The sequence below is a fragment of the Glaesserella parasuis genome, from assembly GCF_002015085.1.
In the GTDB taxonomy this organism is placed as follows: domain Bacteria; phylum Pseudomonadota; class Gammaproteobacteria; order Enterobacterales; family Pasteurellaceae; genus Glaesserella; species Glaesserella parasuis.
Genome location: NZ_MUXW01000033.1, coordinates 1 through 26776 on the forward strand (window position 1 = coordinate 1; position 26776 = coordinate 26776).

Below are 26776 nucleotides of genomic sequence, written 5' to 3' on the forward strand. Positions count from 1 at the left end.
AGTGCTTTGCACAGTGTGACGGTGTGGAGCCAGTCTCGTGGTTTGATTTTGTCGCAGAAAAAAATCCTCGGGTAAGCAAAATGAGCAGCAGGCGGTGATGGAAATTATCGACAGTTTTTGCTTAAAAAATGCCGTTATAACGGTGGATGCGATGAATACACAGAAGAAAATTGCGGAGAAAATCATCGAAAAGAAAGGAGATTATGTGATGCCGTTGAAGAAAAATCACCGTCAATTTCAGTCGGAAGTGGAGGCGTATTTTCACAAAATCAGCCGAGATTGCCCCGAAATGCTTGAGACTTTTGAGGAGGTAAATGCGGAACGTCGTCGAATTGATGAGCGTTACTACCGTAAGCTGAAAGTGAGTGATTGGCTGAGTAAAGCTGAGGAATGGAAGGGGATAAAATCGGTGTTGGAGGTGTGTCGCAAGCGGTCAGATAATGGCAAAGAATCGCAAGAAAAAGTCTTTTATATCAGTAGTTTGGATGCTGATATTCAAATGTTGGCGAAGTGCGTGCGAGGGCATTGGGAAGTGGAAAACAAAGCCCATTGGGTGCTAGATGTGGCCTATAAAGAAGACGAATGTGCTGTGACCGATGAATGGGGTGCGGAAAATCTGGCAATTTTGCGTCGATTAGCGTTGAACTTGGCTCGATTACACCCGAAAAAGCAGAGTATGAAAGGGAAATTGACCGCTGCTGGTTGGTCAGATGAATTTCGAGATGAGCTGTTGCTCGGCGTGTAGGTTGAAAAATGGACAACATATGCGGTTGCCCTGTACGAGTAATTAATTTAAAACGTTTATTTGGATCAACTTCCGTTGGTTCATATAAAATACCTGTTCCTGCCACATCTCGCATAATAATATTGTTCTCTTTACTCCCTTCAAAATCCACGATGCCCAACTTAGGTTTTTCCCACAGGATACCATCATTAGAACGTGCATAAGCTAGCCCTACTTGACGATCTTTAGTGCTATATTGAGCAGAATGACGCTTTTCTCGAGGTGTAGAACGTGAAGAGGGATCCACAACAAACAAGGTGTAATAACAATGATAAACCCCTTTTTCATCTATTCATATTATGCATTTTTAAACCATGATAAATTCCTGTATCAAAGGCAAAATAGTGTTTTAAGTGACGTTTAGGAGGGCGAATTTCAAACACAGCAGAACGTACTTTAAACCCTGCTGAATTCGCAATAGATGGTGTGATAGCTAGAGCTGCAGCTCCACCTAACCCTAATAGAAGAGAACGACGAGTTAGATTTAACATATAACCTCCTGATAAATGAAAGAAGCTATACCATAATAAATTATAGATAATCCTCTCAATATCAATAAGTTATAAATGTGAACTAGATCACAAGAATTTACATGAGTAGATATCTACACTAAAAATGGCTTTCTCCTTTCGTCTAATCTCAACTCTAGTAAAATTTTATCTCAATCTCACCGCTTTTATGGGGTACAATACACTATTCTCATTATACTCAACTTATTTAGAATGAAAGAAACCATTGCTGCACAAGCCACTCCAATTGGACGTGGTGGAATTGGAATTTTGCGAGTATCTGGGCCTATCGCCACAGAGGTTGCACAAGCGGTCTTAGGTAAATGCCCTAAGCCTCGTATTGCTGATTATCTTCCTTTTAAAGATGAAGATGGGACCGTGTTAGATCAGGGTATTGCCCTCTTTTTCAAAGCCCCTCATTCGTTTACTGGGGAAGATGTCCTTGAGCTACAAGGACACGGCGGACAAGTGATTTTAGACCTCTTACTCAACCGCATTTTAAAAGTAAAAGGGGTTCGTATTGCTCGAGCAGGTGAATTTTCTGAACAAGCCTTTTTAAACAATAAACTCGATCTTGCACAGGCAGAAGCCATTGCAGATTTAATTGATGCAACCTCTGAACAAGCGGCTCGTTCCGCTCTAAAATCATTACAAGGTGAATTTTCCAATAAAATCAATGAATTGGTTGATTCTGTTATCTATTTGAGAACCTATGTAGAAGCGGCGATTGATTTCCCTGATGAAGAGATCGATTTTTTAGCTGATGGTAAAATTGAAGCAAAACTGAATGAGATCATCGCTCAACTTGCTAATGTTCGTCAGGAGGCTAAGCAAGGTACAATTTTGCGAGAAGGTATGAAAGTTGTAATTGCAGGTAAACCTAATGCGGGCAAATCTAGCTTACTCAATGCGTTAGCTGGTCGTGAAGCGGCAATTGTTACCGATATTGCTGGGACAACCCGTGATGTGTTGCGTGAACATATTCATATTGATGGAATGCCGTTGCATATTATTGATACCGCAGGGTTGCGTGAAGCCAGTGATGAAGTAGAAAAGATCGGGATTAAACGTGCGTGGGACGAGATTGAACAGGCTGACCACGTTTTATTAATGATTGATAGCAATGAATCTCAAGCGGATAGTTTCCAACAAGAATGGGCGACATTTTTAGCGAAGTTGCCGAAAAACATTCCCGTGACTGTTATTCGTAATAAAGTGGATTTAACAGGAGAAGCAGAAAGTTTGGTTCAAGCAGATAATTTCACTGTGATTCGCCTGTCAGCACAAACTAAAGTCGGTGTGGATTTATTGCGAGAACATCTAAAAAAATCAATGGGTTATCAAAGCTCTACCGAAGGTGGCTTTATTGCTCGTCGCCGCCATTTAGTTGCACTTGAAACAGCGGCAGAACATTTAGAACGTGGACACATTCAATTAACCCAGTTCTATGCAGGTGAATTATTGGCAGAAGAACTTCGAATGGTACAAAATGCCTTAAGCGAAATCACAGGACAATTTACCTCAGACGATTTACTCGGTAATATTTTCAGTTCCTTTTGTATTGGGAAATAATTATCGGCATAGTAGACAAAAGTGTTGGTAAAAATGGCTTAAAGCCTTATAGTACAAGGCTTTAAGCCCACTTTTTGAAATATGAACAAAAAACTGTCCTTTACAAACTCGCATTGAACATACTTCGTGAAAAAAGCCATAGAATTCAATCCATTACAAATGGTGGATGTAGAGGGCTATTAAAGGATTTATTTAATACATCAATCCAAAAGTGTCATTTTCATATGGTTACAATTGTGATGAGAAAGCTAACATAAAAAGCATCAATCATAGTAAGTTTCTACTATCATCCCCCACCCTTCCTACAACAAAAATCAAAGGCTTTTGTAGGCAGAATGCGTCTTAGCCACCAAAATAGTTTGGTTGGGAAGGTCACTTGATAGCGTGCTTTGGGCTGTTTGGAATTGAGTGCGTCTAAACAAACTTTAGCACATTCAATGGCTGGTAGCGTAAAGGGGTTGGCATTTCCTTTGGTGTTTAGGCGTGCCAACTGTTGCTGATAGGCTTCTTTGTGGAATGAATTTTCTATATCAATATATTGCTGTAATTTCACCATAGAATTAGGGCGGAATTTGCTTTGAATAGGGCCTGGTTCGATCAGGCTGACATAGATATTCGAGCCGTGCAATTCGTGGCGAAGGGTGTCTGCCATACCTTCTAAAGCAAATTTAGTGCTGTTGTAAGCCCCACGAAAGTGCATTGCGGCAAAGCCTAAAATGCTACTATTGATTAAAATCCGTCCGTGATTTTGTTGGCGAAATAGCTTTAAAGCGTAGTTCATCACTTCCCACGCCCCAAATACGTTGGTTTCAAAAATTTCACGCAAGGCTTCACGGGGAATGTCTTCCACTGTCCCTGGCTGTCCATAACCTGCATTGCAAAAAACTGCATCTAAACCACCGCTTTGTTGAATATAATCAAAGACTTGGGCAATTTGGGCTGAGTTAGTCACATCAAGTTCAACACATTCAAAGCCTTCAAATTGCAGACGTTGTACATCTTCGGCTTTGCGACAACTGGCAATTACTCGCCAGCCTTGTTGTTTGAGATAATGGGCTGTTGCATAACCTATGCCCGACGAACAGCCTGTAATTAAGATGGTTTTCATTGTGTTAATCCGTTTAACCATTGAACAAAGTCACCTGCCTGCATAAAACCTGTCACACGAGATTGGCTCAATTCCCTGCCTTGCTCATCAAAGAAAAGGATAGTCGGCAAGCCCAGTACTTGAAAATGCTTCATCAATTCATCATTTTCACCAGAGTTTTTTGTCATATCGATCTGCAACACTGCCATTTCTGCCAATTTCGCCTGCACCTTTGGATCAACGAAAGTATATTGTTCAAACTCTTTACAAGCCACGCACCAGTCGGCATACAGGTCGAGCATCACTTTTTTACCTTTGTTAGCGGTCAGTTGTTGCTCTAATTCTGCAAGGAAGTGAATGCGTTTAAAATGGTTGCTTTGAGTTTGGTTTACTGGCGTAGGTTGCCACGCAAGATCTAGCCAAGGTTTGCTCGCAACGACCAACGTTGCCAATACAAGCAAACGAAACACTTTTTTCCAGCCCTGCAAACCATTGCACTGCTCATTTAACCAGAGTAAAAAGACTATCGCCAGAGCCGACCACAGTAGTGGCTCAATAAAAGTAGGTAGCACACGAGAGAGCAAAAAGACAGGCAGAGCCAACATTACGAAGCCAAACAGCGTTTTTACTTTCAGCAACCAATCCCCCGATTTTGGCAAAATGCGGTTGCCGAAAAGGGTCACTAACATCAGTGGAATGCCCATTCCTAAGGCTAATAGGTAGAGAGCTAAACCGCCTGTCAGTAAGTCACCGCTTTGTGCCACATAGAGCAATGCACCAGATAGGGGTGCTGATGTGCAAGGGGAAGCAACTAGCCCTGCGATCATTCCCATTACAAATACGCTAAAAAACGATCCGCCCTGTTGCTGTTGGCTTAGTTGATTTAATTTTTGTTGCCAACGGTGTGGAAGTTGTAGGGTAAAGAGACCAAACATCGACATTGCGAGCAAAATAAAGAGCAACGAAAGCCCAATCAGTACAGGCGGACTTTGCAAAGCGACTTGAAAAGGCAAGCCAATCGCCGCAACCAGTAGCCCTAAGAGCGTGTAAGTGACTGCCATTCCTTGCACATAGCTTAAACTGAGCAAAAACGCGCGTAGGCTATTCGGACGCTGTTTACTGCCGATCACAATCGCAGACAGTAGTGGCAACATCGGTAACACACAAGGCGTAAAGGCAAGCCCCAGCCCTAGCACAAAGAACCAAAAAATAGCAAGGCGGTTTTCGGCTAAGGTTTCGGCAAGTTGGTTCTGTTCGGCTTTAGGTTGAGCGACAGAAATAGCGGTAACATCTGCGGTATTTTTTGCAACATTATCAGCGGAAGTCGCCGCTTGTAAATCAAGGGTTACTTCTTCAGGGGGATAGCAAAAACCTTTGGTGCAACCTTGATAACGCACCACCACTTGCCCAGTCGCATTCGCTTCAAGGGCAACGGGGATTGTTAGCTGATTGCGATAAATTTCTACTTCCCCAAAAAACTCATCTTGGTAACGCTCTGCCGTTGGAAATTGTGGCTCGCCCAGTTTGGCATTGTTTGACGAAATGGCGATCTCTTTTTTATAAAGATAGTAGCCATCGGCAATCTGCCAAGAGAGTTGCAGTTGATCCGCTTGCTGTTGAGATGAAAACGCAAATGCCTGATCGCCGGGTAGAAATTTAGGTTGTGAGCTAAATAGGCTTGCAGTAGCAGGCAAATAAAATGTACTCAAGGAAAAGAGTGTAAAAATAATTTTAAACATAGATAATTTTCTCCCTTCAAGATAAAGTGAATTGTAGATGATTGCTTTATATATACAAGCTCTTTCACTTAATCTGAGTAATAAACCAAATTAATCTGTCCACGCTCCCCTTGTATCCACCAACCATGTAGGAGATAGATGTCTTTTAGCATGTTGCTGAAATGCCAGATGATCTACTAAGAACACGACAACATCCGCTGTGATACCTTGAGCAAAATCCACCCATTCTACTTTTTCTGCAAGGGAAGCTGGCAATTGAGCTATATGTGGTTCAACCAGCCATAATTTACCCTGATGCCAATCGGCAAAGTATTCTGTAATTGCTAGGGCTGGGCTCTCTCGCAGATCGGATACGTTAGCTTTAAAGGTAATCCCTAAACAAGCTAATGTCAGATCAGAAATTTTACGATTTGTTGCAACGGCACATTCGGCTAGGCAACTTTTTATTTTATCAATAACCCAAAACGCTTTACTATCATTGACTTCTCGTGCAGTACGAATCAAGCGTGCATGTTCTGATTGAGCAACAATAAACCATGGATCGATAGCAATACAATGCCCTCCAACCCCAGCTCCAGGTTGTAAAATACTTACGCGAGGGTGGCGGTTCGCTATGCGGATCAACTCCCAAACATTGACATTGAGTTGATCACAAATCATTGATAGCTCATTGGCAAAAGCAATATTCACATCTCGAAAACTGTTTTCAGTGAGTTTACACATCTCAGCCAGCCGAGAGTCAGTAGTAATACATTCTCCTTTTGCAAAAAGCTGATACAACGCTACCGCTTGTTGTGTGCAGTTCGGGGTCAATCCGCCAATCACACGGTCGTTATGATAGAGCTCATGCCAAATATTGCTAGGCAATACTCGCTCAGGACAATAAGCGACCGCCACATCTGTGGGAATAGATAAATCAGGGCGTTCTTTTTCAATCCATTGAGCAAGTTGTTCAGTTGTTCCTACGGGAGAGGTAGATTCTAATACTACTAAATTCCCTTGTCTTAAGTAGGGTGCGATACTTTTCACTGCTGATTGTATTGCGGTTACATCTGGTTGACGGTTCGCCTGTAGAGGGGTGGGAACTGCAATAATAAATGCATCGGCAAAGGTTGGTTCCGTGCTTGCATAAAAATGCCCTGAACTTACCGCTTGTAATACAGCTTGAGCTAGTTCAGGTTCATGTAGATGACTTCGACCTTGATTGATTTGTTCGATCACACGAGGGTTGCAATCAATGCCAATCACTTGTAGCCCTGCAAGTGTAAAAGCCGCTGCTGTAGGTAAACCGATATAGCCCAACCCTACAACCACTATTTGTTCAAATACAGCCATTACATTGTTCCTTGTGCAAGTTGTTTTATCACCGCGACAATACGTTCACTCGCATTGCCATCACCATACGGATTTTGAGCATGGCTCATTTGTTGGTATTGTTGTGGATCATTTAATAATGCCTTGACACTTTGAACAATATGCTCAGCATTAGTTCCAACTAACTTTACTGTGCCAGCTAACACAGCTTCAGGACGTTCGGTGATTTCTCGCATTAACAGTACTGGCTTATGTAATGCAGGTGCTTCTTCTTGAATGCCGCCAGAATCAGTTAAAATTAGATAGGCTTGTTGCATTAAATAGATAAAAGGCAAATAAGGTTGAGGCTCAAGTAAAAAGAGATTATCAATATTTGCTAACAAACGTTGGGTAGGCTCAATTACGTTAGGATTAAGGTGAACAGGATAGACAATCTGTATGTCAGTATGCTGTTCTGCCAATATTCGTAATGCATGACAAATCCGTTCAAAGCCATCACCGAAGTTCTCTCGGCGATGTCCTGTGACTAAGATCAGCTTTTTATGTGAATCTAAAAAGGGAAACTGCTGCTGTAGCTGTTGGGTGAGCGGTCGGTTTTGTGTAATTTTTTGCGACATCATCATTAAAGCGTCAATAACCGTATTTCCTGTCACCCAAATACGATCTTCTGCATGATGTTCTGCCAATAAATTAGCTTTAGCCTTATCTGTTGGGGCAAAATGATAGTTGGCTAACACGCTGGTTAAATGACGATTAGCTTCTTCAGGGTAAGGGGAAAAACGATTTCCTGTACGTAGTCCTGCCTCGATATGGGCAATCGGTACACGCTGGTAATAGCATGCCAAGCTGGCAGCAAATGTAGTAGTTGTATCGCCGTGAACTAAAATAAGATCTGGCTGAGATTGAGCCAACACCTCACTTACTCCTAGCAAAATACGGCTTGTTATATTTGCAAGATCTTGTCCTGATTTCATGATATTTAAATCAAAGTCAGGTTGAATATCAAATAAAGACAACACAGGATAGAGCAGTTGACGGTGTTGCCCAGTGACACAAACTTGAATAGTAAAAGCCCCTTCTTGTTGTAACCTTTTAACAAGAGGAGCCATTTTTATTGCCTCTGGTCGAGTACCAAAGACCGCTAAAATACGATATGCCACAGGCTAGTTTTTCTTACGATTAATAAACAACACAACAAAAAACCTAGCAGTAACCCAATGCCGCCACCAATGGCTGCCCATAACAGCTGATCTTTAGGGGCTTCGGGTTTGGTTGGCACTGTCGGAGATTTAACTAAACGATATGCAGTTAGTTGATTATCTAAAGGTTGTACTGAACGCATTAAATTTAATTTTGTTGTCCATTCTTGTTGTGCCGTTCCTGTGCTAGTTTCAGCAAGTTGTTTCACTTGTTGGAATAAAACTTTCCATTTTGTGATTAATTCAGTATTTAAATCAGCTCGAGTTTGTAATGTGCTAAAAGCAATAAAGTCTGTAAGTAATGTTACAGCTTCATTAGGATTTATTAATGTTGTACTTAGCGTATTTGTAGCTTCATTGAAATGAAAAGATGAAGCAAGTTGTTGAGCCTCTAATGAAACAGGTTTATTCTGCTTTGCCGCTAACTGTTTTACAATCTCATTTTGCACTAAAAAATGCTGCAAAATATCTGGGGATTTGACATTTCTTGTAAACTCTTTGTATGCAGAATTAATAATGGCAAGATCATTCGTGGCTAAATCGTTTTTTAACAAATTATAAGTATTATGCAGTGAATAATAATTTCCTAAATCTGTTACCTTAGGGACTTCAAATTGTACCTCAGCTTTCCAATAAGCTGTTTGCGTTGTTGCACCAAACCAACCCGCTACACCGCCAATAGCAGAAAGTATTAATAATAAAAATAAAGATGTAAAAAATAGTCCTACACTAAAACGTTGTGTTTGAACTTGCTCGCTCATTTTTAGCCTCTAAACAGTCTGTTTTCTTCTTGCACGGCGTTTGTGGCGACGAACAAATCGAGTAATTCGCCACGCGTGGACAATAGAATAAGAATATAGAAAGAAAAGGGAAACAAAGGCAACAAACATTACCCATTGGTTCCAGTAATAAACTTCGCCAATTACGCCGAAGGTCGCACAAAGCCCTGCACCAAAGGTAATTACCGCTAACGCTTGGCGTGAGGTTAAACCTGCACGCATCATCAAATGGTGAATATGCAAGCGGTCTGGTCTAAATGGACTTTTACCTTTTTTCAAACGGCGGAAGAAAACAGCGACCATATCAATTAGTGGCACGGCAATCAGCCATAAACCTGTAATTGGGCTGATGGAGTGTCCTTGTCCTTGTGTGCTGAGTAGTAAAATCCAGATGATGGTAAAACCAATTAGGGTACTGCCGGAATCGCCCATAAAGACTTTCCATTTTGCCCCAAAAACGCTGAGATTAAACATTGCGTAAGGCAGTAACACCAAGATAATACCAAAGCACCAATAGGCTAGCGTATATTGCTCGTCAAGTAACATTAATGTGCCTAATCCAGCAAAACTTACCGAAGAAAGCCCCGCAAGCAAACCATCAATACCATCAATCATATTGAACGCATTAATAACACCGATGATGATAAAGACGGTCAGCACGACACCTAATACCCCAATTTCTAGGCTAAAAGGGGCGATGAGCTGTCCTAGGTTTTCAATGGATAAACCGCTGTAAATCATTGCTTCAGCAAGTACGGCTTGAATGCCCACTCGCAAGAAAGGACTTAAGTCAAAACGGTCATCTAATACGCCAATCACTAACAAAATAGTTAATGCGATCAAATACAGCTCTGGCAATCGCATCTGTTCCCATTCCAATAAATAGAAAGCGAGATTGCCAAGATAAAGGGAAATACCGCCAATTAAGGGAATGACACCTTGATGGCGTTTACGGAAGTTGGGCTTATCGACTAAACCAATTTTTTCCGCCACAGGACGCATTGCAATAAGTGAGATAAAAGAAACCAAAAATACAGCAATAAATGTCAGCCACATATACTCGGTTTATCCTTTCAATAAGGGAAAACTAAAATGCTGGCTAGCATAGCATAACCGCTGAAACACTCAATTTTTTTCACGCAGAAAGCGTAATTTACAGTAAAATAACTCCATTTTACGTCATTCACGTTAAGGATTCTTATGACAACATCTCAATCTCTTTTTGAAAAAGCACAACGTGTTATCCCAGGTGGGGTGAACTCGCCTGTGCGAGCTTTTAAAGGTGTCGGTGGAACACCCGTGTTTATTGACAGTGCCAAAGGTGCTTATATTACGGATAGCGAAGGCAAGCGTTACATTGACTACGTTGGCTCTTGGGGTCCAATGGTACTTGGACATAATCACCCAGCCATTATTGAGGCAGTGCTCAAAGCCGTACCCAACGGATTAAGTTTTGGTGCGCCGACAGCCATTGAAATTGAGTTAGCTGAATTAGTTTGCAAACTCGTACCGTCAATCGAAATGGTGCGTATGGTCAGCTCTGGCACAGAAGCGACAATGTCTGCTATCCGCCTTGCTCGTGGCTATACGAAACGTGACAAAATTATTAAATTTGAAGGCTGTTACCACGGTCACTCAGATTCACTATTAGTTAAAGCAGGTTCAGGGGCATTAACCTTAGGTCAGCCAAGCTCTCCAGGGGTACCTGAAGATTTTGCAAAACATACACTCACTTGCGAATACAATAATTTAGCATCGGTTAAACAAGCCTTTGAACAATATCCAAACGACATTGCCTGTTTAATCATTGAGCCTGTGGCTGGTAATATGAACTGCATTCCGCCAAAAGAAGGCTTCTTGCAAGGCTTGCGTGAACTCTGTACTCAATATGGTGCGGTATTTATTATTGACGAAGTGATGACAGGCTTCCGTGTTGCACTTGGTGGTGCTCAAAGTTACTACGGCGTAACCCCAGATTTAACCACGCTTGGTAAAATCATCGGTGGCGGTATGCCAGTGGGAGCATTTGGCGGTAAAAAAGAGATTATGGAATTTATTGCCCCAACCGGTCTGGTTTATCAAGCAGGTACGCTTTCGGGCAACCCAATTGCAATGTCCGCTGGTTTGGCTTGCTTAACGGAGCTATCAAAAGCAGGTAATGAGCGACTGCTTGCAGAGAAAACCAAAACCCTTGCGGAAGGTTTCAAAGCCTTAGCGGATAAACACGGTATTCCAATGACAGTTCAGTATGTTGGCGGTATGTTTGGTCTATTCTTTACCGAACAAGCCAAAATCGAAAGCTATCAAGATGTGATGAAATGTGATGTAAAGGCGTTTAATACCTTCTTCCATAAAATGTTAGAAAAAGGTGTCTATCTTGCACCATCAGCCTTTGAAGCAGGTTTTATGTCTTTAGCACATAGCTATGAAGATATTGCTTATACACTTGAAATGGCGGATTTGGCGTTGGCTGAGATGAAGTAATATTATAAGTGGTATTTAGAAATATCTATTTGTTTTATACCACTTGGTAATTAAATAAGCGGTATTCTCTCATGAAGATTTTGCAAATAAATAGATAATCAGCTTGTAGGGTAGGTCTTGACCCACCATATAACCGTAACATATTGATTTTATTGGTGGGTTAAAACCCACCCTACAATATTCAATCTGTTTAATATATAGTTTGTCAGCGGTCTGAGATGTAATGCCCCCATATTGGAAGCATTACATATTAACTTAGTTATTGCATTTTGTTTACAGATGGTGTCACAATCCAAAATATCACACCTATTGCAATTCCAGCAGCTATAGCTAAGCTAGATGAAAATAACCCAACAAGCCAATAAGTGATACCTCCGAATAATATGCCAGCAAAAATACCAAATCTCCCCAAAACCTACCACTCTTTTACCCTTCCCCTTTCAACAAGCGGTCAAAATCGCTTTCAAAATGTTGATCTTGAATAACACGATATTTTTCAAACTCGCTCAAGGCGTGGGCTTTGGCGATTTCGGCGGTAACTTTGCCAGCGTCTTGTAACACGGCTCGGTCAGTAGCGTCTAAAAAGCGGTTGAGTCTGGTTTCCCAATCTTGCATTGTCATCGGGATTTGGCGTAACGCCATATCTTCTGCCATATCCAAATAAGCGGACACTAGCCGTTGTAGTTGGGCTAACTCATTGTCAGATAAATAATTTTTCGCCACCACCACATCAAAAGGATAAATTTTGCCCTGCGGTGCGTCTTTCCAAGTGGTCAAGCCCATATTCGGCTTGCTGGCGTTTGCTCGTTCCACAATTAATTCTGCGGAGGTATGACCGTGAATTGCCCAATGTAACTTGTTTTGCACCGTAGCAAAAAAGCGTTTGGTTGCTGTGGCGGTGCGGTCGTAATCAATGGAAGTTGCATAAATATCGGTGATTTTTTGGTAAAACTTGCGTTCCGACAGGCGAATTTCTCGGATACGGGCAAGTTGTTCTTCAAAATACTTTTTGCCTAAACGAGTGCCATCATTTTTCAACCGCTCATCGTCCATCGCAAAGCCTTTGATGGTGTAGGTTTGGATAATTTCTGTCGCCCACTTGCGAAATTGCACCGCTCGCTCAGAATTGACTTTATAGCCCACGGCAATAATCGCCGAAAGATTATAGTGTTTGGTCTGGTAATTTTTACCGTCATCGGCAGTTATTCGAAAATTTCTAATAACTGAATTTTCGTCTAACTCATTATCATCAAATACTTTTTTTAGATGATAGTTAATCGTAGGCACTTCAACATCATAAAGCTGCCCCATCATTTTTTGGCTCAACCAGACATTTTCGTCTGCATAAATGGCATTGACTTGGCTCTCGCCTGTAGCGGTCATAAAGGTGAGATATTCCGCCACCGAAGAAACCATTTCCGATTTGGTCATACAAACTCCTTAACTGAAATCTTGTTTAGTCTATTCGTAAGTATACAAAAAATAAGTCGTCTGAAAATGTATTTCAGACGACCTTTTCATATATTTATTAGGAATAATGTTTACTCTTTAAATAACATACGATTTTTTCCAATTCAAGTTGTTGCATATAACGTTCGATATTTTCCCAATCTGGTTGATTATCTGTATTAACTGGTAACAGAATTTTCTGTTTTTTCATCCGCTCTGCATTGAATTTGTAGCCATACTGATATTTGGATTTTTGTTTCAAAATAACCGTTTTTAAAAATAAATAAGCATATTTCCCTACTCTTTCTGATTTAATTTTTAAACGTTTTACATCGTCTGAAAATAGGCATTCGTAAGGGTGATAAAAATTTTCTACCACACTTCCGTTATAATTTACTCCTAAAATATTCCGATCCAAACTGGCATTTGTATTAGCAATAAAAGCAGTAATACCATTATTTGAATCACTAGCACCAATAAATGGCAAATTACCATTTATCATCTCTTGTTTCGTTAAACGCACTCCTGAATAAATATCACAAATATCCTGTATAGCAAAGGTTGACCACGTATTTTTAGGTAGTAGATATGTTTCTACCCCCCCCCCGCAAGTTATTGTTATTAAAAGGTTTTTTATAATAATTAAGTACGGCAGTAATTTTATCTTGCTCAATTTGTTTCATAAAGTTTTCCATAAATTGCCAATCAGGCAATCCTTCTTCATTAACAGGCAATAAGATTTTTTCACGCTGAATTCGTTTATCGTTAATTTCTCGATTGAACGAATATTTTTCTTCTAAGCGTTTAATAATTCCCGACAAGAACAAGTAAATGTATTTATTTGGCTTTTCCAGTCTTAATGCTGTAACGTGGTCACTTGCGACAAAAGTATAATAATGAAAAAAGGTAGAACCCACACTGCCACTATTTGCTAAAGTCAGGCAATTTTCAAATATACGAACATTTGTTGAGTTGTCGATAAAATTATCTACACCATTATTAGTGGCTGTAGATGAAACATAAGGTGTTGTTCCGTCTTGTTGATTACTTTTAATTAAACGCTTACCTCGTTGAATTTCGGCAAAGACTTGAGAAAAGGAAAACTCTCTCCATTCTGTGTTTCTCAAATTACCTGTTGAGATCATCAACTCTAAGGCTTTATCCGCATAGTAATTTTTCAACTCGGCAATCTGTTTTTCTTCTTTTTGCTTGATAAAGTCTTCCATAAATTGCCAGTCGGGGTCTCCGTCAGTATTTTCAGGTAGCATTATAATTTCTCTTTTAAGATTGGCTTCATTCCTCTTATAACCAAAATTATATTTTCCTCTCATCATATTTGAACAAGTAACAATAAACTGCCCTATATATTTATTTAAATATTCATTTCTTCCTACTTTTATCGTTGTTGTTCCAATAAAATCTTCCTTTTTATATATAGAATAACCTATTGAACCTTCGCCATCACAAATAAAAACAATACAATTACCTTTTGTAATAAAAGAGGATTTATTTTCCACAAAAGATAAAACACCATTATTTCTATTAGTAGCCCCTATATATGGTACATTTCCTTCTTTTAATGCACTTACTTTGGAACATTTACAATTTTCTATTTGAAACAAATCACCAATCGAAAATTTTCCCCACGTTCTATCCGTCAGTTTCAACTCACTCATCATCTTTCCCCAATCCAAACAAATATCCTCTACCATGCGTTATCATATTGACTTCAAAGGTCAAGTAATCGGCAATGACTTTTTCAAAATCCGCTTCAGTTGGGATTTCGTCATTAAAGTAGTAAAACGAATGTAGCCATTCATCATCGGCTTCAATAGTCGTTTCTACACAAAATTTACTTTCTGCTTCAATACGTCCAAACCAAACATCAAGCAAATGTTGTTTTTTGTCTTTTGCACTGATTGTTTCTACTAAGCCAATATGTTTCTGCACTTCAAAACCATCATTTTCAAAGTTGATAAATTTGACGATTTTGTCTTTCTCATGCGGAATACCAGTTGAAAATACTGCAATACAAGGGTTTGTGCCGACACCATAAAATGTATTTTTATTCAATGTAATCACACCTTCAAGAGTATGCTTTTTCAAGATATTTTCTTTAATTGCCTGCTCTTCTTTACTCTTCCCAGTCATTGATGATTGAGGAACAATCACAATAGCTTTGCCGTCTGCGGTCAAAGAATCAAGTAGATGCTCAGTAAATGAAATTTCGAATAAATTTGGGTTAGCTTTTGATCCTTGTGAATACGGTGGATTCATCATACCAACATTACAGCCTTTGAGTTGTAATTGTGCTGGATTTTGCTTAAGAAAATCTTCCTGCTCCAAGTTGCTTTTACCATCACCCCGTAAAATCATATTTGTTGTAGCGATGGTAAACATATAAGGTTGCAATTCGATACCATGTAATTGTTCTTTACGAATTTTTCTTTTCTCTGTTTCTTTATCTGTTTTTTGTAGCATATGGTGCATAGCGGCAATCAAAAAGCCAGCTGTACCGCAACAAGGATCAAATACAGAATCTGTTGGTTTTAAATCTATCAGTTCACAAAACAATTCAACGATGTGACGAGGAGTTAAAACAATACCTAAAGTTTGCCCATCTCCACCGGAATAGGACATAAATTCGCCATAAAAACGCCCTAAGTAGTCTTCAGCAGAGTGAATATATTTGATGTTCTTATAAATATGATCGTAAATAAATTGAGTGTAATGCTTTAGTGGGGTTTTTCCTAATGTAGAATTAATTTCATTAATGGCTTTGGTATCACGAATAACTAAAAACTGACTAAGTAGTTTATCTTTTTTGACCTGTGGCTTAACTTGAGCACGGTCTAAATTTGCTTGAATTGCTTCATAAATTTTCTGACCATCAGTTTTAATTTCATCACCATTTAAGTTATCAATATCAAAATTTTTATACTCAATTTCACGCAAGGCAAGCAAAATACCCGATACAATCAGTGGTTTGTCTTTATCTTGAATACTGCCGTAATTACGTAGATCTTCATGCAATTCTTTGGCATCTTTTAAAATTTCAGCAGTGGTCTTTTCTTCATCTGTCTGTTCTTTTAAGATATTTGTAGTGTAATACTCTCCAATATTCTTTTCATTGAATAAGGTAAAGGTTTCAACATCTTCTAAGCTCTTATACTCTCCACGTTCGTTAATGAAGAGCGGAGAAATCTTATGACGTTTTTCATTGCCTGATACACCAATAGCAATAATCTTCTTATAACTCGTATTTTTTGCTAGGTGAATGCCATAATGTAATGCCCCATTTACAGCGAAATCTCTCACACTTGTAGCGTTTTGACAAATTAGAGCTTTATCATTGTGCTTGATATGGTTAGCAGTATCAGCTTTATCCTCTATTACTATGACAAAATCTTTCACAACACCACAATATTCAGGAAAGCCAACATTGCCTTTGCCTGATTTGGACGCTGTTTTAAGTGCGTCATTTAACTCTTTGATAGAACTACCTTGTGGATCTAATGAAATACCCGCTTCTTTAAGTAATTCATATACCCATAAATCGGTTTTAATTTCTTTTTTAGCCATTTTTATTATCCAATAGAAATTCTTATTTGTTTGATATTCTACAATAATCTTCAACTAAATTGTTGAGCATGCATACAACGGTACATTCACCCCAATCCTGTTCCCTAAAATCCGCCATTGATATTATACAATTAAAGCCCCTTTAAATTTAGGCGACAAAAACATTTTTATCAATGAAAACAGAAAAACCAACAAAGTAAATTTTAATACTAATATCTCTTGTATTTTCTCTTTCTCACATCTAAAATAGCATTTATTTTAGTAAGTTTTAGGACTTTAATAATGAGCAACTTCGATAAATTAGGTCAGCAAATGAATGAAATGGATGCCACGATGGATGCTTGGATTAGCAAGTTAGGCTTAGGCTATAACCATTATGCGGTGTTGTATTCTTTGGCGGCAGCGGAAAATGGGCAGTGTACGCAAAAGCAGATTTGCGATGAATGGTGCTTGCCAAAACAGACGGTGTTTAATGTTTGCAAGGAATATAAGGAAAAAGGCTGGATTGAGTTTAGCGAAAGTGCGGTGGATAAACGGGAGAAAATGATGCGTTTAACCGCAGACGGCAAGGCGAAGGCGGAACCCATTTGGGCGGCAACACATCAACTCAGTGATAAAGTTTTTGCTAAATTTGGTAAACGAAAAACCGAGCAGTTATTTGCCTTAATGGCAGAATTTTGTGTCGTTTGCCGTGAGCAAATTGATAAAACAGAGATAACCGATAAGGTAGCGTGATGTCTTTAGAAAACCTTGAAACAACCGTTGCATCTACCCTTGAGCCGACAATGCTCCGTTCGCTCAAAACCCTTGCTTTGCAACATAAAAAACGCTTGTTTGTCACATTCGGCTTGGTGGCGGCGGAAAATCTGCTGTTGTTGATTTATCCTTTGGTGGGCAGTTTTGCGGTGAATGCGGTGCTAAATGGGCAGCTGATTTCTGCGCTCGCTTACGCCTTGATTGTGCTGATTATTTGGGGCGTTGGGGCGGCTCGCCGTGCGGTGGATACCCGTGCCTTCACTCGCATTTATACGGAACTTGCTGTGCCAGTGATTTTGAACCAGCGGATTAAAGGCATTGACACATCAACCACCACAGCGCGTGTGGCGTTGTCCCGTGAGTTCGTGAATTTTTTTGAACACCATTTACCGACCCTGATTACCTCTGCGTTTTCAATTATCGGGGCAGTGGTGATGTTGCTGTTAATTGAATTTTGGTCGGGCGTGGTGGCGTTGTTGATTGTGGTAGGCTTTGGCTTGTTGCTGCCCCATTATGTGAAAGTCAATGACCGCTTATATTTCAAGCTCAACAACCGCCTTGAAAAAGAAGTGGACTGTGTGGAACGTGCCAAAAACAGCGAACTGATTAAACATTATCGCTTGGTGGAACGTTTCCGTATCCTGATTTCCAACCGAGAAGCGTTCAGTTTTTTGTGTATCGGCGTGGCAATGTGCCTGCTGTTTGGCGTAACACTCACGGTTTTAACCCTCAAACAAGGCGTTACCGCAGGGCATATTTATGCGGTAATTACTTATCTGTGGACGTTCGCCATCAGCCTAGATGACGCACCAAGATTGGTGGAAGAGTTGTCGAAGTTAAAGGATATTGGGAAAAGGGTGGAGGTTTGATAAAAGGGGCAAATATGATTTGCCCCTATATTTAATCTATGTTTCTCCTCAATAAGTTACTGTTATTTCCCAAACACCTTCCAGAACAGTACAAATCGTGTAATGCAAACGAACAAAACTATTCAATAATAACGAATAAAACCGTTCAACACTAATGAACGAAATTCCATACCCAGAAATAAGTTGGTTCAAATGGGATAGGGTCATGGTAAGGTTTATTCTGTTGTTGTGCTGAATACCCAATCGGCAACATCTCTCTTAAAAGATTTTGCATTTTATACTATTCTAACGTAACATTTACCCAACGTAATTAACAATACATACATAAATAATGAAAAAACTGATATTTATGCTCTTCCTGATAATAATCGGGTTAACATCTTGTGGAGTAAAAGGTCCTCTTTATATTCTGGCTTAATATTTGGTATAAAGGTTTATGTTATAAGAGAGTGTTTGTATTTTTTTGAAAATGCACTCATTGCATAAATTTACGCTGGAGCTCTATGTCATTTAACACGGAAAATAGTTGGGAAAGTGCATTCAAACTCACTTTACCGATATTTATGGGATACCTTGCCGCAGGTATTGCCTATGGAATGTTAGCAACCAATGCTGGAATGCCAGCGTGGTTTACGGTTGTGATGTGTTTTACCGTTTTTTCAGGCACAGCACAGTATGCAGCAATTCCCTTTTTTGTTTCTGGAGCGGGAGTAGTTTCCGTTTTTCTCAGCACTTTATTGATGAGCTTACGTTTTATTTTTTATACACTTAATATGCATTCATCATTACCCAAAGAAAAACTCAACCGCTTTTTTGCATTAAGCTATCTGACAGATGAAAACTTTGGCGTATTAACCACCTTACCACAAGAAACTCGTCAGGCGATGATGTTCAAAATCAGTATCTTAGGAATGAGTTATTGGACATTTGCAACTATTGTTGGCATTTTACTGGGTGATTCTGTTTCCCAATATATTCCCAATTTAGATTTTGCACTGCCTTGCTTATTCGCTATTTTAGCTTATGAACAATACAGTAGCCAAAAGCAGTGGAAGCCGATTTTTATTGCATTGATTGGATTTTTACTTGCAGGGCAAATCACACAAACAAGCGTTTTGCTTGTGGCAATCATCATCGCCATTATCATTGTCGCTTTCTTACCCCAATCATTCACTGAGAAAAAAGGGCAAGCCTAATGGAAACACAAAATATTATTTATATGTTGATTGCATTGGCATTAGGTACTCAACTTTGTCGCTTTTTGCCGTTATTCTTACCAAAAACTGTACTATCTTCGCCAATTTTGCAGAAATTAAACAAAATGTTACCGCTTGTGATTATGGTATTGCTGGTACTCACCAGCTTAAGTTTGCCGAAAAGTAATGAAGGTTATACCTTATTTATCGCTCAAATAATAGCATTAGTAGGAGTAGTAGCGAGCTATGCATGGTTAAGAAACGTTCTATTTAGCGTGGGTATTGGTATTTTAGGTTTCAATCTATTCCTTTACATTTTATAGATGCAAGATATTTGTTAATTATAGATGTTACAGTGTTCTCCCATCCAGAATGATGCTACAAGTTTTACTTCTCTTGCTAATTATTCCTCTATATAATAATCATATTTTGAGTCGAAAGATATTTGGAAAATTTAAGTGTCAAAACGAAATACACAACAACGCCGTCAGATTATTGTAGGCCTTGTTCAAGAACAAGGCGAAGTAAGTGTGGAATATTTGGCACACTTATTTGAAACCTCTGAAGTAACTATTCGCAAGGATCTAACCGCTCTTGAAGAAAGCGGTTTTTTATTGCGTCGTTATGGCGGTGCAATAAAATTGCCGACAGAGATAAATGAAGAATCGCAAGAGCAACTTTCGAAACAAAAGTTAGCCATTGCCCATAGTGCAGCCAATCAGATTCGAGAACATAATCGCATTATTATTGATAGCGGTAGCACAACAGGGGCTTTAGTCAAAGCGTTACATCATTCGGGCTTAGTTGTAATGACAAATTCGCTTGCGCTTGCAAATGAATTAATCGCTTTAGAATGCGAACCGACAGTCCTGATGACAGGAGGAACTTGGGACGCTCGTTCGGAGTCGTTTCAGGGGAAAGTTGCCGCAAACGTATTGCGTTCCTACGACTTTGATCAGCTTTTTATTGGTGCTGATGGACTGGATTTAACCCGTGGCACAACCACTTTTAATGAACTCATTGGCTTAAGCCAAGTAATGGCTGAAGTGTCAAGGGAAGTGATTGTGCTGATTGAATCTCAAAAAATCGGACGAAAAATGCCAAATCTTGAATTGGAATGGCAACAAATTGATAAATTAATTACTGATGATCAGCTTGATCCAAACGTTAAACAACAAATTGAGGCGTTAGGGGTTGAGGTGATTGTTGCAAAATAAACAACATAAGTAACAAAATAGGAAAGCAAATTTATGTGTGGAATTGTAGGTGCAGTAGCACAACGTGATGTCGCAGAAATCTTAGTTGATGGTTTACACCGTTTAGAGTACCGTGGTTATGACTCAGCAGGTGTGGCAGTTTTAGGGAACGATCATAATTTACAAATCGTTCGTCGAGTGGGTAAAGTGAAATTCTTAGATGAAGCACTTGAATCAAACCCACTTTTAGGCGGCACAGGGATTGCACATACCCGTTGGGCAACACACGGTGAGCCATCAGAAGTTAATGCTCACCCACACCGTTCAGGCAAAATTGCCGTCGTTCATAACGGTATTATCGAGAACTACGAAGAACTGAGTGCTGAATTACAACAACGCGGTTATGTATTCCAATCACAAACGGATACTGAAGTAATTGCACATTTAGTGGAATGGGAATTCCGTACAACGCCAAATTTACTCGATGCGGTAAGAAAAGCGCTCAAACAGCTTCGTGGTGCTTACGGAACAGTGGTAATGAATCAAGATGAACCTGAGCATTTAGTGGTTGCTCGTTCAGGTAGCCCGTTAGTGATCGGTTTAGGTGTTGGGGAAAATTTCCTTGCTTCTGACCCGCTTGCATTATTAAGCGTAACTCGCCGTTTTATCTACCTTGAAGAAGGTGATGTAGCAGAAATCACTCGTCGTACTGTCGATATCTATAATCGTGCAGGTGAAAAAGTAGAGCGCGACGTTCACGAAGGTAACTTTGAATCTGATGCGGCTGATAAAGGTCAATATCGCCACTATATGCAAAAAGAGATTTTTGAACAGCCAGTAGCAATTATGAATACCTTAGAAGGACGTATTGCGAACGGTAAAGTAAATATTGAAGCGATCAGCAACAATGCTGAAGAGATCTTAAAGAAAGTTGAACACATTCAAATCGTTGCTTGTGGTACGTCTTACAATGCAGGTATGGTGGCTCGTTACTGGTTTGAATCTATTGCAGGTGTGGCTTGTGATGTCGAAATCGCCTCTGAATTTCGTTATCGCAAATTTGTGACTCGTCCGAATAGTTTACTTGTTACTATTTCTCAATCGGGTGAAACAGCGGATACTTTAGCGGCATTGCGTTTAGCAAAAGAATCAGGCTTTATGGCGGCAATGACGATTTGTAATGTGGCAAGCTCTTCCCTTGTGCGTGAATCTGACTTTGCTTTTATGACCCGTGCTGGCGTTGAAGTGGGGGTAGCTTCAACCAAAGCATTTACGACTCAACTAACCTGTTTATTACTGTTAACCACGGCATTAGGACGCTTAAAAGGTAATGTATCTGCTGAACAAGAAACGGAAATTGTGAAATCTTTACAACGCTTACCTGCACAAATTGAAAGTGCATTAGTGTTTGATAAAGAGATTGAGAAATTATCAGAAGATTTTGCGGAGAAACATCATACACTCTTCTTAGGACGTGGTGAGTTCTATCCTATCGCAATGGAATCAGCGCTGAAATTAAAAGAGATTTCTTATATTCACGCAGAAGCCTATGCGGCAGGTGAGTTAAAACACGGTCCATTAGCATTAATTGATGCGGATATGCCTGTGATTGTGGTTGCACCAGAAAATGATTTACTCGAAAAAGTAAAATCGAATATTGAAGAAGTGCGTGCCCGTGGCGGTCAAATGTATGTCTTTGCTGATAGAGAAGCTGGATTTAGCAGCCAAGAAGGTTATACGGTATTAACTTTCCCGAAAGTAGATCACGTTACAGCACCAATTTTCTATGCTGTTCCATTACAACTACTTTCTTATCACGTTGCCTTGATTAAGGGAACTGATGTGGATCAGCCTCGTAACTTGGCGAAGTCAGTGACGGTTGAGTAACAAATATAGATATTCATTAAGGTAATGCTTACTTATATGGAGTGAATTATTTGGCTAAAGAGGATATAATTTATTTTGTTTAATTGTAGAGAGATGTAAAAATGAAGAATATACCTATTCGTTCAGAGGCAGAGATTGAAAAGTTACGTATTGCCTGTAAGTTAGCTTCTGATGTTTTAGTGATGATTGAGCCCTATGTTAAAGAAGGAATTAGTACTGGAGAATTAGATCGCATTTGTCATGAATATATTGAACAAGTACAGAAAGCAATTCCCGCATGTTTAGGCTATCATGGCTATCCAAAAGCAACATGTATTTCATTGAATGAAGTTGTGTGCCATGGCATACCAAATCCAGAAAAGAAATTGAAGAAAGGAGATATTCTGAATATTGATGTGACTGTGATGAAGGATGGCTATTATGGGGATAATTCAAAAATGTATGCTGTAGGAGAGCCAACGATTAAAGATAAGCGCTTGTTAGAGGTTACTCAAGAATGTCTTTATATTGGCTTATGTGCGGTAAAACCAGGTATTCGTTTAAATCAAATCGGTAAAGCAATTCAGCAATTTGCAGAAAAAGAGGGATTTTCAGTAGTTCGTGAATATTGTGGACATGGTATTGGCGATCAATTTCATTGTGAACCCCAAGTACTACATTATTTTTCAGATGATGGCGGAGTGGTATTACAAGAAGGTATGGTGTTTACTATTGAGCCGATGATTAATGCTGGGAAAAAGGAAATACGCCTGATGGGAGATGGGTGGACGGTAAAAACTAAAGATCGTAGTCATTCTGCACAATATGAACACCAAATTGTTGTTACAAAAGATGGCTGCGAGGTTATGACAATCCGTGATGAGGAAATTTTTGAGGGGAGAATTTCACGATTGATGAAAAATACGTAATAACATCAATATGTGTGAGAAAAAGTTGCTAGCTCTTGCTTTTACAGTGGTTAGCAACTTTTAGTCTATTTAAAATACGCTATTTTGCAATACTATCCGCCCACTTAAACAGTGCATCTAAATCATAATCCCCTGCGTGCGGAACTCCCCAAGGGGTTGCATAATCGACCTGTTTACCTGCCATATTGAGCTTAATGGCTAAAATTGCACCGATTGCGTGAGAAGTATCACGATCTGAAGTACCTACACGGATACGCCAATGTTCTGCGGCTTTAGGGTTTTCAACGTAGTTCATTGCGTTCATCATTTTGATAATATGAGCATCAACCATACCGCCTTTTGCGGTACTACGTTCAAGGGCGTAAGGGGTAAAATGTTGATTATTAACGGTTTCCGTTCCAAAGAGATTATTTTCCCCTGAGCTTAAATCAAAGGCATCAAAGGCAGGCGGTGATTTCATTCGTTTTTCTGAATGAATATAGCCGTTCCAATCCATATCAGCCACACCATCTTTACTCAAAGTGAGCCACGACTTATCACTTAAATCCGTGCCATTTTTACGAGCTGTATCAGCAGCTCTCACTATCACCTGTTTGACATACTCTTTAAAAGAGCCGTTTCCTTCTTTATCAAGGGTAAGCGAATTACCTTTTTCATCTTTTAAGTTCAGGCTATTGATATAAGCTGGAAATGCGGCTTTTAGTTCGTGAGAAGTTTTGATCTGATCTGCAGTTAATTCACCTTCAATGCGAGGTTTTGACTGAGAGCGATCATTGTAACCTGTTGCGGATAAACGGCTCATATCAATGCGACTAAATTGATTTAAGCCATTAAATTCCCATTCATAAGCGGTATCGGCGTTTTCTAAATTGGTAATTGGACAGTAAGCAGATACAGCAAAAATCGCATCGCTAGCTTCTGCCGCCCCAACTTGTTTGAAGTATTCCGCATAATCGCGATGATCGCCACTTGCCCCTAGTAGAGCCGACAAAGCACCGCCTGCACTGGTTCCATTTGAGATAATTTTATTCGCATCACCTGCCATTCGTTGATCGTTAAAATGCAAGTAACGAACCGCCGATTTTAAGTCAATGATCGCTGCTGGGGCTTTTCCTGTATATTTGCCGTCTTTCTCAAGGGTTCGACCACGAGCACCAACACTTGCCACCACATAGCCTTTAGAGAGTGCTGTTACGATTGCATTCGGTTTATCTGCATTCGAGCCGAAACCTTTTTTATCATAGGTTGCTGCTTTGGCAGGCATATAACCCCCAACCGCATTAGGTAAGAAAATCGGTGCGGTGTTAGCCGTAAATCCATTGATTGAACCGCCGTTAAAATAGGCTTCTGGCACATAAAAATTGATGGTTTGATAATCAGGTTCTAGTGGATTTTTGACATAAACAATCTTCTCAAAAGCTCGGAATTTAATCGTTGCACCATTAACCACCGTTTCTAAGCTACGGTAGTTTTTATCATCAAATTCAAGCTGATAGCCATCTTGAGTTTGGTTGAAATAAGGTAAATTAGCTAAGGGATCGGGCTGTGTTGTAGGGGCAGCAAAAGTCGTTGATATTGAAGCTATTAAGGATAGTGTTGTAAGTGTAGTGCGTTTCATCATGCTCTCCAAAAATAAAAGATATATTGTTAAGACTGTGATATAGGAAGAAAAGTTCTTTTATTTTAATATAATTTCTTATATAGCGAAGCAATAGAACGAAAACATAAGCGCTCAGATTATGACAAATTATTGCAACAAACTGACCGCTTACGAGGGTTATATATTAGTTTTTACTATCCGGCTTCACCATCTCATTCGGCGCGCCTTTCTGTACAGGGAACGTTGAGTCCATCTGCCACACGTTCCAACCGCCATCATAAACGTAGGTATCTTTCCAGTCTGCTAATTGGGTCATAAACCAAGATATCCCTGCTCGCCAGCCTGTGCCGCAGTAGAACGCAAGTTGATCGCCTTGGTTGATGTTTTGACCTTTCCAGAGTGCGAAGATTTCATTTGGGTTACGCAGTGTGCCGTCAAGGTCGTAATAATCCACCATATTAGACGAGTCGCTACCGGCGAAGCCCCAGATTGCTCCTTGTGGTTCGCCTTTACCTAGAATGTAATCGTAACCACTGATTTTGCCTGTGTATTCGTCCCACGCTCGGTTACTGATTAATTTCAAACCTTGTTGCTGGCGAGCCATCGCATCTGCTGGCATTGAGATGTTGATCTGTGGATTAACTGGAATAACTGCACCAAACTCACTGACTGGAGTTGGGGTATTAACGGTCGTTTCAGCTGGGAAACCTGCTTTTGTCCAAGTAGCAAAATTGCCGTTTAACACTCGCACATCTTCCACGCCAGCCCATTTCAACGCCCAGAAAATGCGGTAAGCGGCGAGTTGGTTATTGGAATAAAGCACAATAGTTTTATCTTTGGTAATCCCGTGCTGTAACAGGTTTTGCTCAATTTTTTGCGGATCGGCAAGGTTATAAACAGGGGCTTCGCCTTCCACCCAGTCTGTATCAAAATGGTAAGCCCCGACAATATGCTGCGTGTAGGCTTTGGCTTTTTCCAGACTTCCCCACGACACTTCAAACAGCATAAATTGGTTGTTATGGTAGGTTTCAGGTCGCTCCCCCTGCATTAAAGCGTACAACCATTCAGGCGAAATGCTATATTGGAAATAGGGAAAACTGTCTAATGGATAACCCGCATTGGCATAGCTAATAAAGTCGCTAAAAGTAAGAACTTTGTAGCCTCTTGCATTAAACTCCGCCGAAATGCAAGCTAATTCATCAGGATTGCTATCGTAAATCACTAAGGTTTTCTGCTTACTGATCCCTTTAGCTTCCGCAAAACTGTCGAACTTGTCAGCTTCAATCCGTTCAAACCAGTTACAACGAAATTGGATAGCGCCTTTGATATGTCCGCCACGGCTGGCATGTTTATCTTTAAAGCCGTTATACAGGCTGTCGTTACGGCTATCAATAATTACATAGTCAGGATTATCAAGGTTCGCCAGTAGTTCCATCGTGTCGATTTTCTTGATGATGTTATCGTTACAAGCGGTTAGAAAGAGCGAAAAAATGGCAAAAGTGCGGTGCGTTTCATTGCAGTTCCTTAAATTCGACATTGGGTCGGCTTCACAAAATAAGTTGCAGTCCAACAGCCGAGCATAATCATCAGCGTAGCAAGCCAACCTTGCCACGAAAAATAAGCGGTCGAAACCAGTGAGTTGGTGATCGTACAACCGCCTGCAAAGCTGGCACCGATCCCCATCAGGATACCGCCGAACATTCGTTGCATAATCGCCTTGGGTTCTATCAAGAAAAACCAAACCCGCATCACAGGAATGGATGAGCAGATTATTGCCTTATATGCCAAAGGGTTAAGTAATCAGGAAATCGTTGAAAAGCAGGTTTATCAAGTCCCGACGGAAGTACAAGCTCGTGAAAATCTGAC

24 protein-coding genes and 2 pseudogenes are annotated in these 26776 nt (G+C 40.0%); 12 read left to right on the plus strand and 14 right to left on the minus strand.

Annotated elements, in window-relative coordinates:
• Positions 1-97 precede the first annotated feature (97 nt).
• Positions 98-745, plus strand: a complete 648-nt coding sequence (locus B0183_RS08090) for an ISAs1 family transposase (protein WP_078208631.1) — start codon at positions 98-100, stop codon at positions 743-745.
• A gap of 323 nt (positions 746-1068) precedes the next feature.
• Here the strand turns inward: B0183_RS08090 and B0183_RS08095 are convergent, their stop codons facing one another.
• Positions 1069-1275: a hypothetical protein gene (locus tag B0183_RS08095; protein WP_021114458.1), complete on the minus strand. Its 207-nt coding sequence runs from the start codon at positions 1273-1275 to the stop codon at positions 1069-1071.
• A 231-nt stretch (positions 1276-1506) separates the two neighbouring features.
• On the opposite strand from B0183_RS08095, the gene mnmE reads away from it, so the two are divergent.
• Positions 1507-2865 carry a tRNA uridine-5-carboxymethylaminomethyl(34) synthesis GTPase MnmE gene (mnmE, locus tag B0183_RS08100; protein WP_042906329.1) on the plus strand — a complete coding sequence of 453 codons (1359 nt, stop codon included), beginning with the start codon at positions 1507-1509 and terminating at the stop codon, positions 2863-2865.
• A gap of 286 nt (positions 2866-3151) precedes the next feature.
• Here the strand turns inward: mnmE and B0183_RS08105 are convergent, their stop codons facing one another.
• The 6 genes from B0183_RS08105 to wecA form a co-directional block, all read right to left on the minus strand.
• A complete protein-coding gene (locus B0183_RS08105) occupies positions 3152-3973 on the minus strand; it encodes an SDR family NAD(P)-dependent oxidoreductase (RefSeq protein ID WP_035497255.1) in 822 nt (273 codons plus the stop codon).
• A complete protein-coding gene (locus tag B0183_RS08110) occupies positions 3970-5691 on the minus strand; it encodes a protein-disulfide reductase DsbD (RefSeq protein ID WP_078208632.1) in 1722 nt (573 codons plus the stop codon). Before B0183_RS08110 ends, B0183_RS08105 begins: the two co-directional genes overlap by 4 nt.
• A gap of 90 nt (positions 5692-5781) precedes the next feature.
• Positions 5782-7026: a UDP-N-acetyl-D-mannosamine dehydrogenase gene (gene wecC, locus B0183_RS08115; RefSeq protein WP_078208633.1), complete on the minus strand. Its 1245-nt coding sequence runs from the start codon at positions 7024-7026 to the stop codon at positions 5782-5784.
• Positions 7026-8114 carry a non-hydrolyzing UDP-N-acetylglucosamine 2-epimerase gene (gene wecB, locus B0183_RS08120; protein ID WP_062924189.1) on the minus strand — a complete coding sequence of 363 codons (1089 nt, stop codon included), beginning with the start codon at positions 8112-8114 and terminating at the stop codon, positions 7026-7028. The genes wecC and wecB overlap by 1 nt, the downstream gene beginning before the upstream one ends.
• A 32-nt stretch (positions 8115-8146) precedes the next feature.
• Positions 8147-8965, minus strand: coding sequence for a hypothetical protein (locus B0183_RS08125; protein ID WP_078208634.1), 819 nt, complete (start codon positions 8963-8965; stop codon positions 8147-8149).
• Between the two features lie 9 nt (positions 8966-8974).
• The gene (gene wecA, locus B0183_RS08130; protein ID WP_078208635.1) at positions 8975-10039 is read right to left on the minus strand and encodes a UDP-N-acetylglucosamine--undecaprenyl-phosphate N-acetylglucosaminephosphotransferase; all 1065 of its coding nucleotides are present in this window, start codon (positions 10037-10039) and stop codon (positions 8975-8977) included.
• Positions 10040-10183: 144 nt separating this feature from the next.
• Between wecA and hemL the strand changes: the two genes are divergently transcribed.
• The gene (gene hemL / locus B0183_RS08135; RefSeq protein WP_035497250.1) at positions 10184-11467 is read left to right on the plus strand and encodes a glutamate-1-semialdehyde 2,1-aminomutase; all 1284 of its coding nucleotides are present in this window, start codon (positions 10184-10186) and stop codon (positions 11465-11467) included.
• 426 nt (positions 11468-11893) lie between these two features.
• Here the strand turns inward: hemL and B0183_RS08140 are convergent, their stop codons facing one another.
• From B0183_RS08140 to B0183_RS08155, 4 genes are all read right to left on the minus strand, one after another.
• Positions 11894-12898, minus strand: coding sequence for a virulence RhuM family protein (locus B0183_RS08140; protein WP_078208636.1), 1005 nt, complete (start codon positions 12896-12898; stop codon positions 11894-11896).
• A gap of 97 nt (positions 12899-12995) precedes the next feature.
• Positions 12996-13553 carry a restriction endonuclease subunit S gene (locus B0183_RS08145; RefSeq protein ID WP_412459329.1) on the minus strand — a complete coding sequence of 186 codons (558 nt, stop codon included), beginning with the start codon at positions 13551-13553 and terminating at the stop codon, positions 12996-12998.
• Entirely contained in the window at positions 13492-14592 is a 1101-nt protein-coding gene (locus B0183_RS08150) for a restriction endonuclease subunit S (RefSeq protein ID WP_078208637.1), read from the minus strand. Before B0183_RS08150 ends, B0183_RS08145 begins: the two co-directional genes overlap by 62 nt.
• Complete coding sequence (locus tag B0183_RS08155) at positions 14585-16498, minus strand: HsdM family class I SAM-dependent methyltransferase (protein ID WP_035524594.1); 1914 nt, start codon at positions 16496-16498, stop codon at positions 14585-14587. Before B0183_RS08155 ends, B0183_RS08150 begins: the two co-directional genes overlap by 8 nt.
• Before the next feature lie 282 nt (positions 16499-16780).
• Between B0183_RS08155 and B0183_RS08160 the strand changes: the two genes are divergently transcribed.
• The 8 genes from B0183_RS08160 to map all read left to right on the plus strand — a co-directional run bounded on the left by B0183_RS08160 (position 16781) and on the right by map (position 23310).
• Positions 16781-17233 carry a MarR family winged helix-turn-helix transcriptional regulator gene (locus B0183_RS08160; protein ID WP_021116326.1) on the plus strand — a complete coding sequence of 151 codons (453 nt, stop codon included), beginning with the start codon at positions 16781-16783 and terminating at the stop codon, positions 17231-17233.
• A complete protein-coding gene (locus B0183_RS08165; protein ID WP_021114445.1) occupies positions 17233-18123 on the plus strand; it encodes an ABC transporter six-transmembrane domain-containing protein in 891 nt (296 codons plus the stop codon). Before B0183_RS08160 ends, B0183_RS08165 begins: the two co-directional genes overlap by 1 nt.
• A 331-nt stretch (positions 18124-18454) precedes the next feature.
• Entirely contained in the window at positions 18455-18541 is an 87-nt protein-coding gene (gene lptM / locus B0183_RS08170; protein WP_071610592.1) for an LPS translocon maturation chaperone LptM, read from the plus strand.
• An 85-nt stretch (positions 18542-18626) separates the two neighbouring features.
• A complete protein-coding gene (locus tag B0183_RS08175; protein WP_021113151.1) occupies positions 18627-19319 on the plus strand; it encodes an AzlC family ABC transporter permease in 693 nt (230 codons plus the stop codon).
• Positions 19319-19642 (plus strand): AzlD domain-containing protein, encoded by a 324-nt coding sequence (locus B0183_RS08180; protein WP_021115345.1) that lies wholly within the window; start codon positions 19319-19321, stop codon positions 19640-19642. Before B0183_RS08175 ends, B0183_RS08180 begins: the two co-directional genes overlap by 1 nt.
• A gap of 135 nt (positions 19643-19777) precedes the next feature.
• Positions 19778-20536 (plus strand): DeoR/GlpR family DNA-binding transcription regulator, encoded by a 759-nt coding sequence (locus B0183_RS08185; protein ID WP_021113171.1) that lies wholly within the window; start codon positions 19778-19780, stop codon positions 20534-20536.
• 33 nt (positions 20537-20569) lie between these two features.
• Positions 20570-22402, plus strand: a complete 1833-nt coding sequence (glmS, locus tag B0183_RS08190; RefSeq protein WP_035524589.1) for a glutamine--fructose-6-phosphate transaminase (isomerizing) — start codon at positions 20570-20572, stop codon at positions 22400-22402.
• 101 nt (positions 22403-22503) lie between these two features.
• Positions 22504-23310 (plus strand): type I methionyl aminopeptidase, encoded by an 807-nt coding sequence (map, locus tag B0183_RS08195; protein WP_062924183.1) that lies wholly within the window; start codon positions 22504-22506, stop codon positions 23308-23310.
• Positions 23311-23389: 79 nt separating this feature from the next.
• Here map and B0183_RS08200 read toward each other — a convergent pair whose 3' ends face one another.
• The 3 genes and pseudogenes from B0183_RS08200 to B0183_RS08210 form a co-directional block, all read right to left on the minus strand.
• Positions 23390-24928 (minus strand): subtype B tannase, encoded by a 1539-nt coding sequence (locus B0183_RS08200; protein ID WP_412459328.1) that lies wholly within the window; start codon positions 24926-24928, stop codon positions 23390-23392.
• A gap of 166 nt (positions 24929-25094) precedes the next feature.
• Positions 25095-26447 carry a rhodanese-like domain-containing protein gene (locus B0183_RS08205; RefSeq protein WP_078208639.1) on the minus strand — a complete coding sequence of 451 codons (1353 nt, stop codon included), beginning with the start codon at positions 26445-26447 and terminating at the stop codon, positions 25095-25097.
• A pseudogene (locus B0183_RS08210) lies at positions 26435-26629 on the minus strand (YeeE/YedE thiosulfate transporter family protein); the annotation flags it as partial. The gene B0183_RS08205 and the pseudogene B0183_RS08210, both read right to left, overlap by 13 nt.
• Positions 26630-26636: 7 nt before the next feature.
• Here B0183_RS08210 and B0183_RS12785 point away from each other — a divergent pair.
• Positions 26637-26776 (plus strand): annotated as a pseudogene (locus tag B0183_RS12785) (IS256 family transposase); the annotation flags it as partial.

Bases quoted from the DNA above. Each gene is read 5' to 3' on its own strand.
- wecA (WP_078208635.1), bottom strand. From the start codon at position 10,039: ATGTGGCTGACATTTATTGCTGTATTTTTGGTTTCTTTTATCTCACTT.
- B0183_RS08125 (WP_078208634.1), bottom strand. From the start codon at position 8,965: ATGAGCGAGCAAGTTCAAACACAACGTTTTAGTGTAGGACTATTTTTT.
- B0183_RS08090 (WP_078208631.1), top strand. From the start codon at position 98: ATGGAAATTATCGACAGTTTTTGCTTAAAAAATGCCGTTATAACGGTG.
- map (WP_062924183.1), top strand. From the start codon at position 22,504: ATGAAGAATATACCTATTCGTTCAGAGGCAGAGATTGAAAAGTTACGT.
- B0183_RS08140 (WP_078208636.1), bottom strand. From the start codon at position 12,898: ATGACCAAATCGGAAATGGTTTCTTCGGTGGCGGAATATCTCACCTTT.
- wecB (WP_062924189.1), bottom strand. From the start codon at position 8,114: ATGGCTCCTCTTGTTAAAAGGTTACAACAAGAAGGGGCTTTTACTATT.
- hemL (WP_035497250.1), top strand. From the start codon at position 10,184: ATGACAACATCTCAATCTCTTTTTGAAAAAGCACAACGTGTTATCCCA.
- mnmE (WP_042906329.1), top strand. From the start codon at position 1,507: ATGAAAGAAACCATTGCTGCACAAGCCACTCCAATTGGACGTGGTGGA.
- B0183_RS08105 (WP_035497255.1), bottom strand. From the start codon at position 3,973: ATGAAAACCATCTTAATTACAGGCTGTTCGTCGGGCATAGGTTATGCA.
- B0183_RS08110 (WP_078208632.1), bottom strand. From the start codon at position 5,691: ATGTTTAAAATTATTTTTACACTCTTTTCCTTGAGTACATTTTATTTG.
- B0183_RS08175 (WP_021113151.1), top strand. From the start codon at position 18,627: ATGTCATTTAACACGGAAAATAGTTGGGAAAGTGCATTCAAACTCACT.
- B0183_RS08180 (WP_021115345.1), top strand. From the start codon at position 19,319: ATGGAAACACAAAATATTATTTATATGTTGATTGCATTGGCATTAGGT.
- B0183_RS08150 (WP_078208637.1), bottom strand. From the start codon at position 14,592: ATGAGTGAGTTGAAACTGACGGATAGAACGTGGGGAAAATTTTCGATT.
- B0183_RS08155 (WP_035524594.1), bottom strand. From the start codon at position 16,498: ATGGCTAAAAAAGAAATTAAAACCGATTTATGGGTATATGAATTACTT.
- B0183_RS08165 (WP_021114445.1), top strand. From the start codon at position 17,233: ATGTCTTTAGAAAACCTTGAAACAACCGTTGCATCTACCCTTGAGCCG.
- B0183_RS08160 (WP_021116326.1), top strand. From the start codon at position 16,781: ATGAGCAACTTCGATAAATTAGGTCAGCAAATGAATGAAATGGATGCC.
- B0183_RS08095 (WP_021114458.1), bottom strand. From the start codon at position 1,275: ATGTTAAATCTAACTCGTCGTTCTCTTCTATTAGGGTTAGGTGGAGCT.
- lptM (WP_071610592.1), top strand. From the start codon at position 18,455: ATGAAAAAACTGATATTTATGCTCTTCCTGATAATAATCGGGTTAACA.
- B0183_RS08205 (WP_078208639.1), bottom strand. From the start codon at position 26,447: ATGTCGAATTTAAGGAACTGCAATGAAACGCACCGCACTTTTGCCATT.
- B0183_RS08200 (WP_412459328.1), bottom strand. From the start codon at position 24,928: ATGAAACGCACTACACTTACAACACTATCCTTAATAGCTTCAATATCA.
- glmS (WP_035524589.1), top strand. From the start codon at position 20,570: ATGTGTGGAATTGTAGGTGCAGTAGCACAACGTGATGTCGCAGAAATC.
- wecC (WP_078208633.1), bottom strand. From the start codon at position 7,026: ATGGCTGTATTTGAACAAATAGTGGTTGTAGGGTTGGGCTATATCGGT.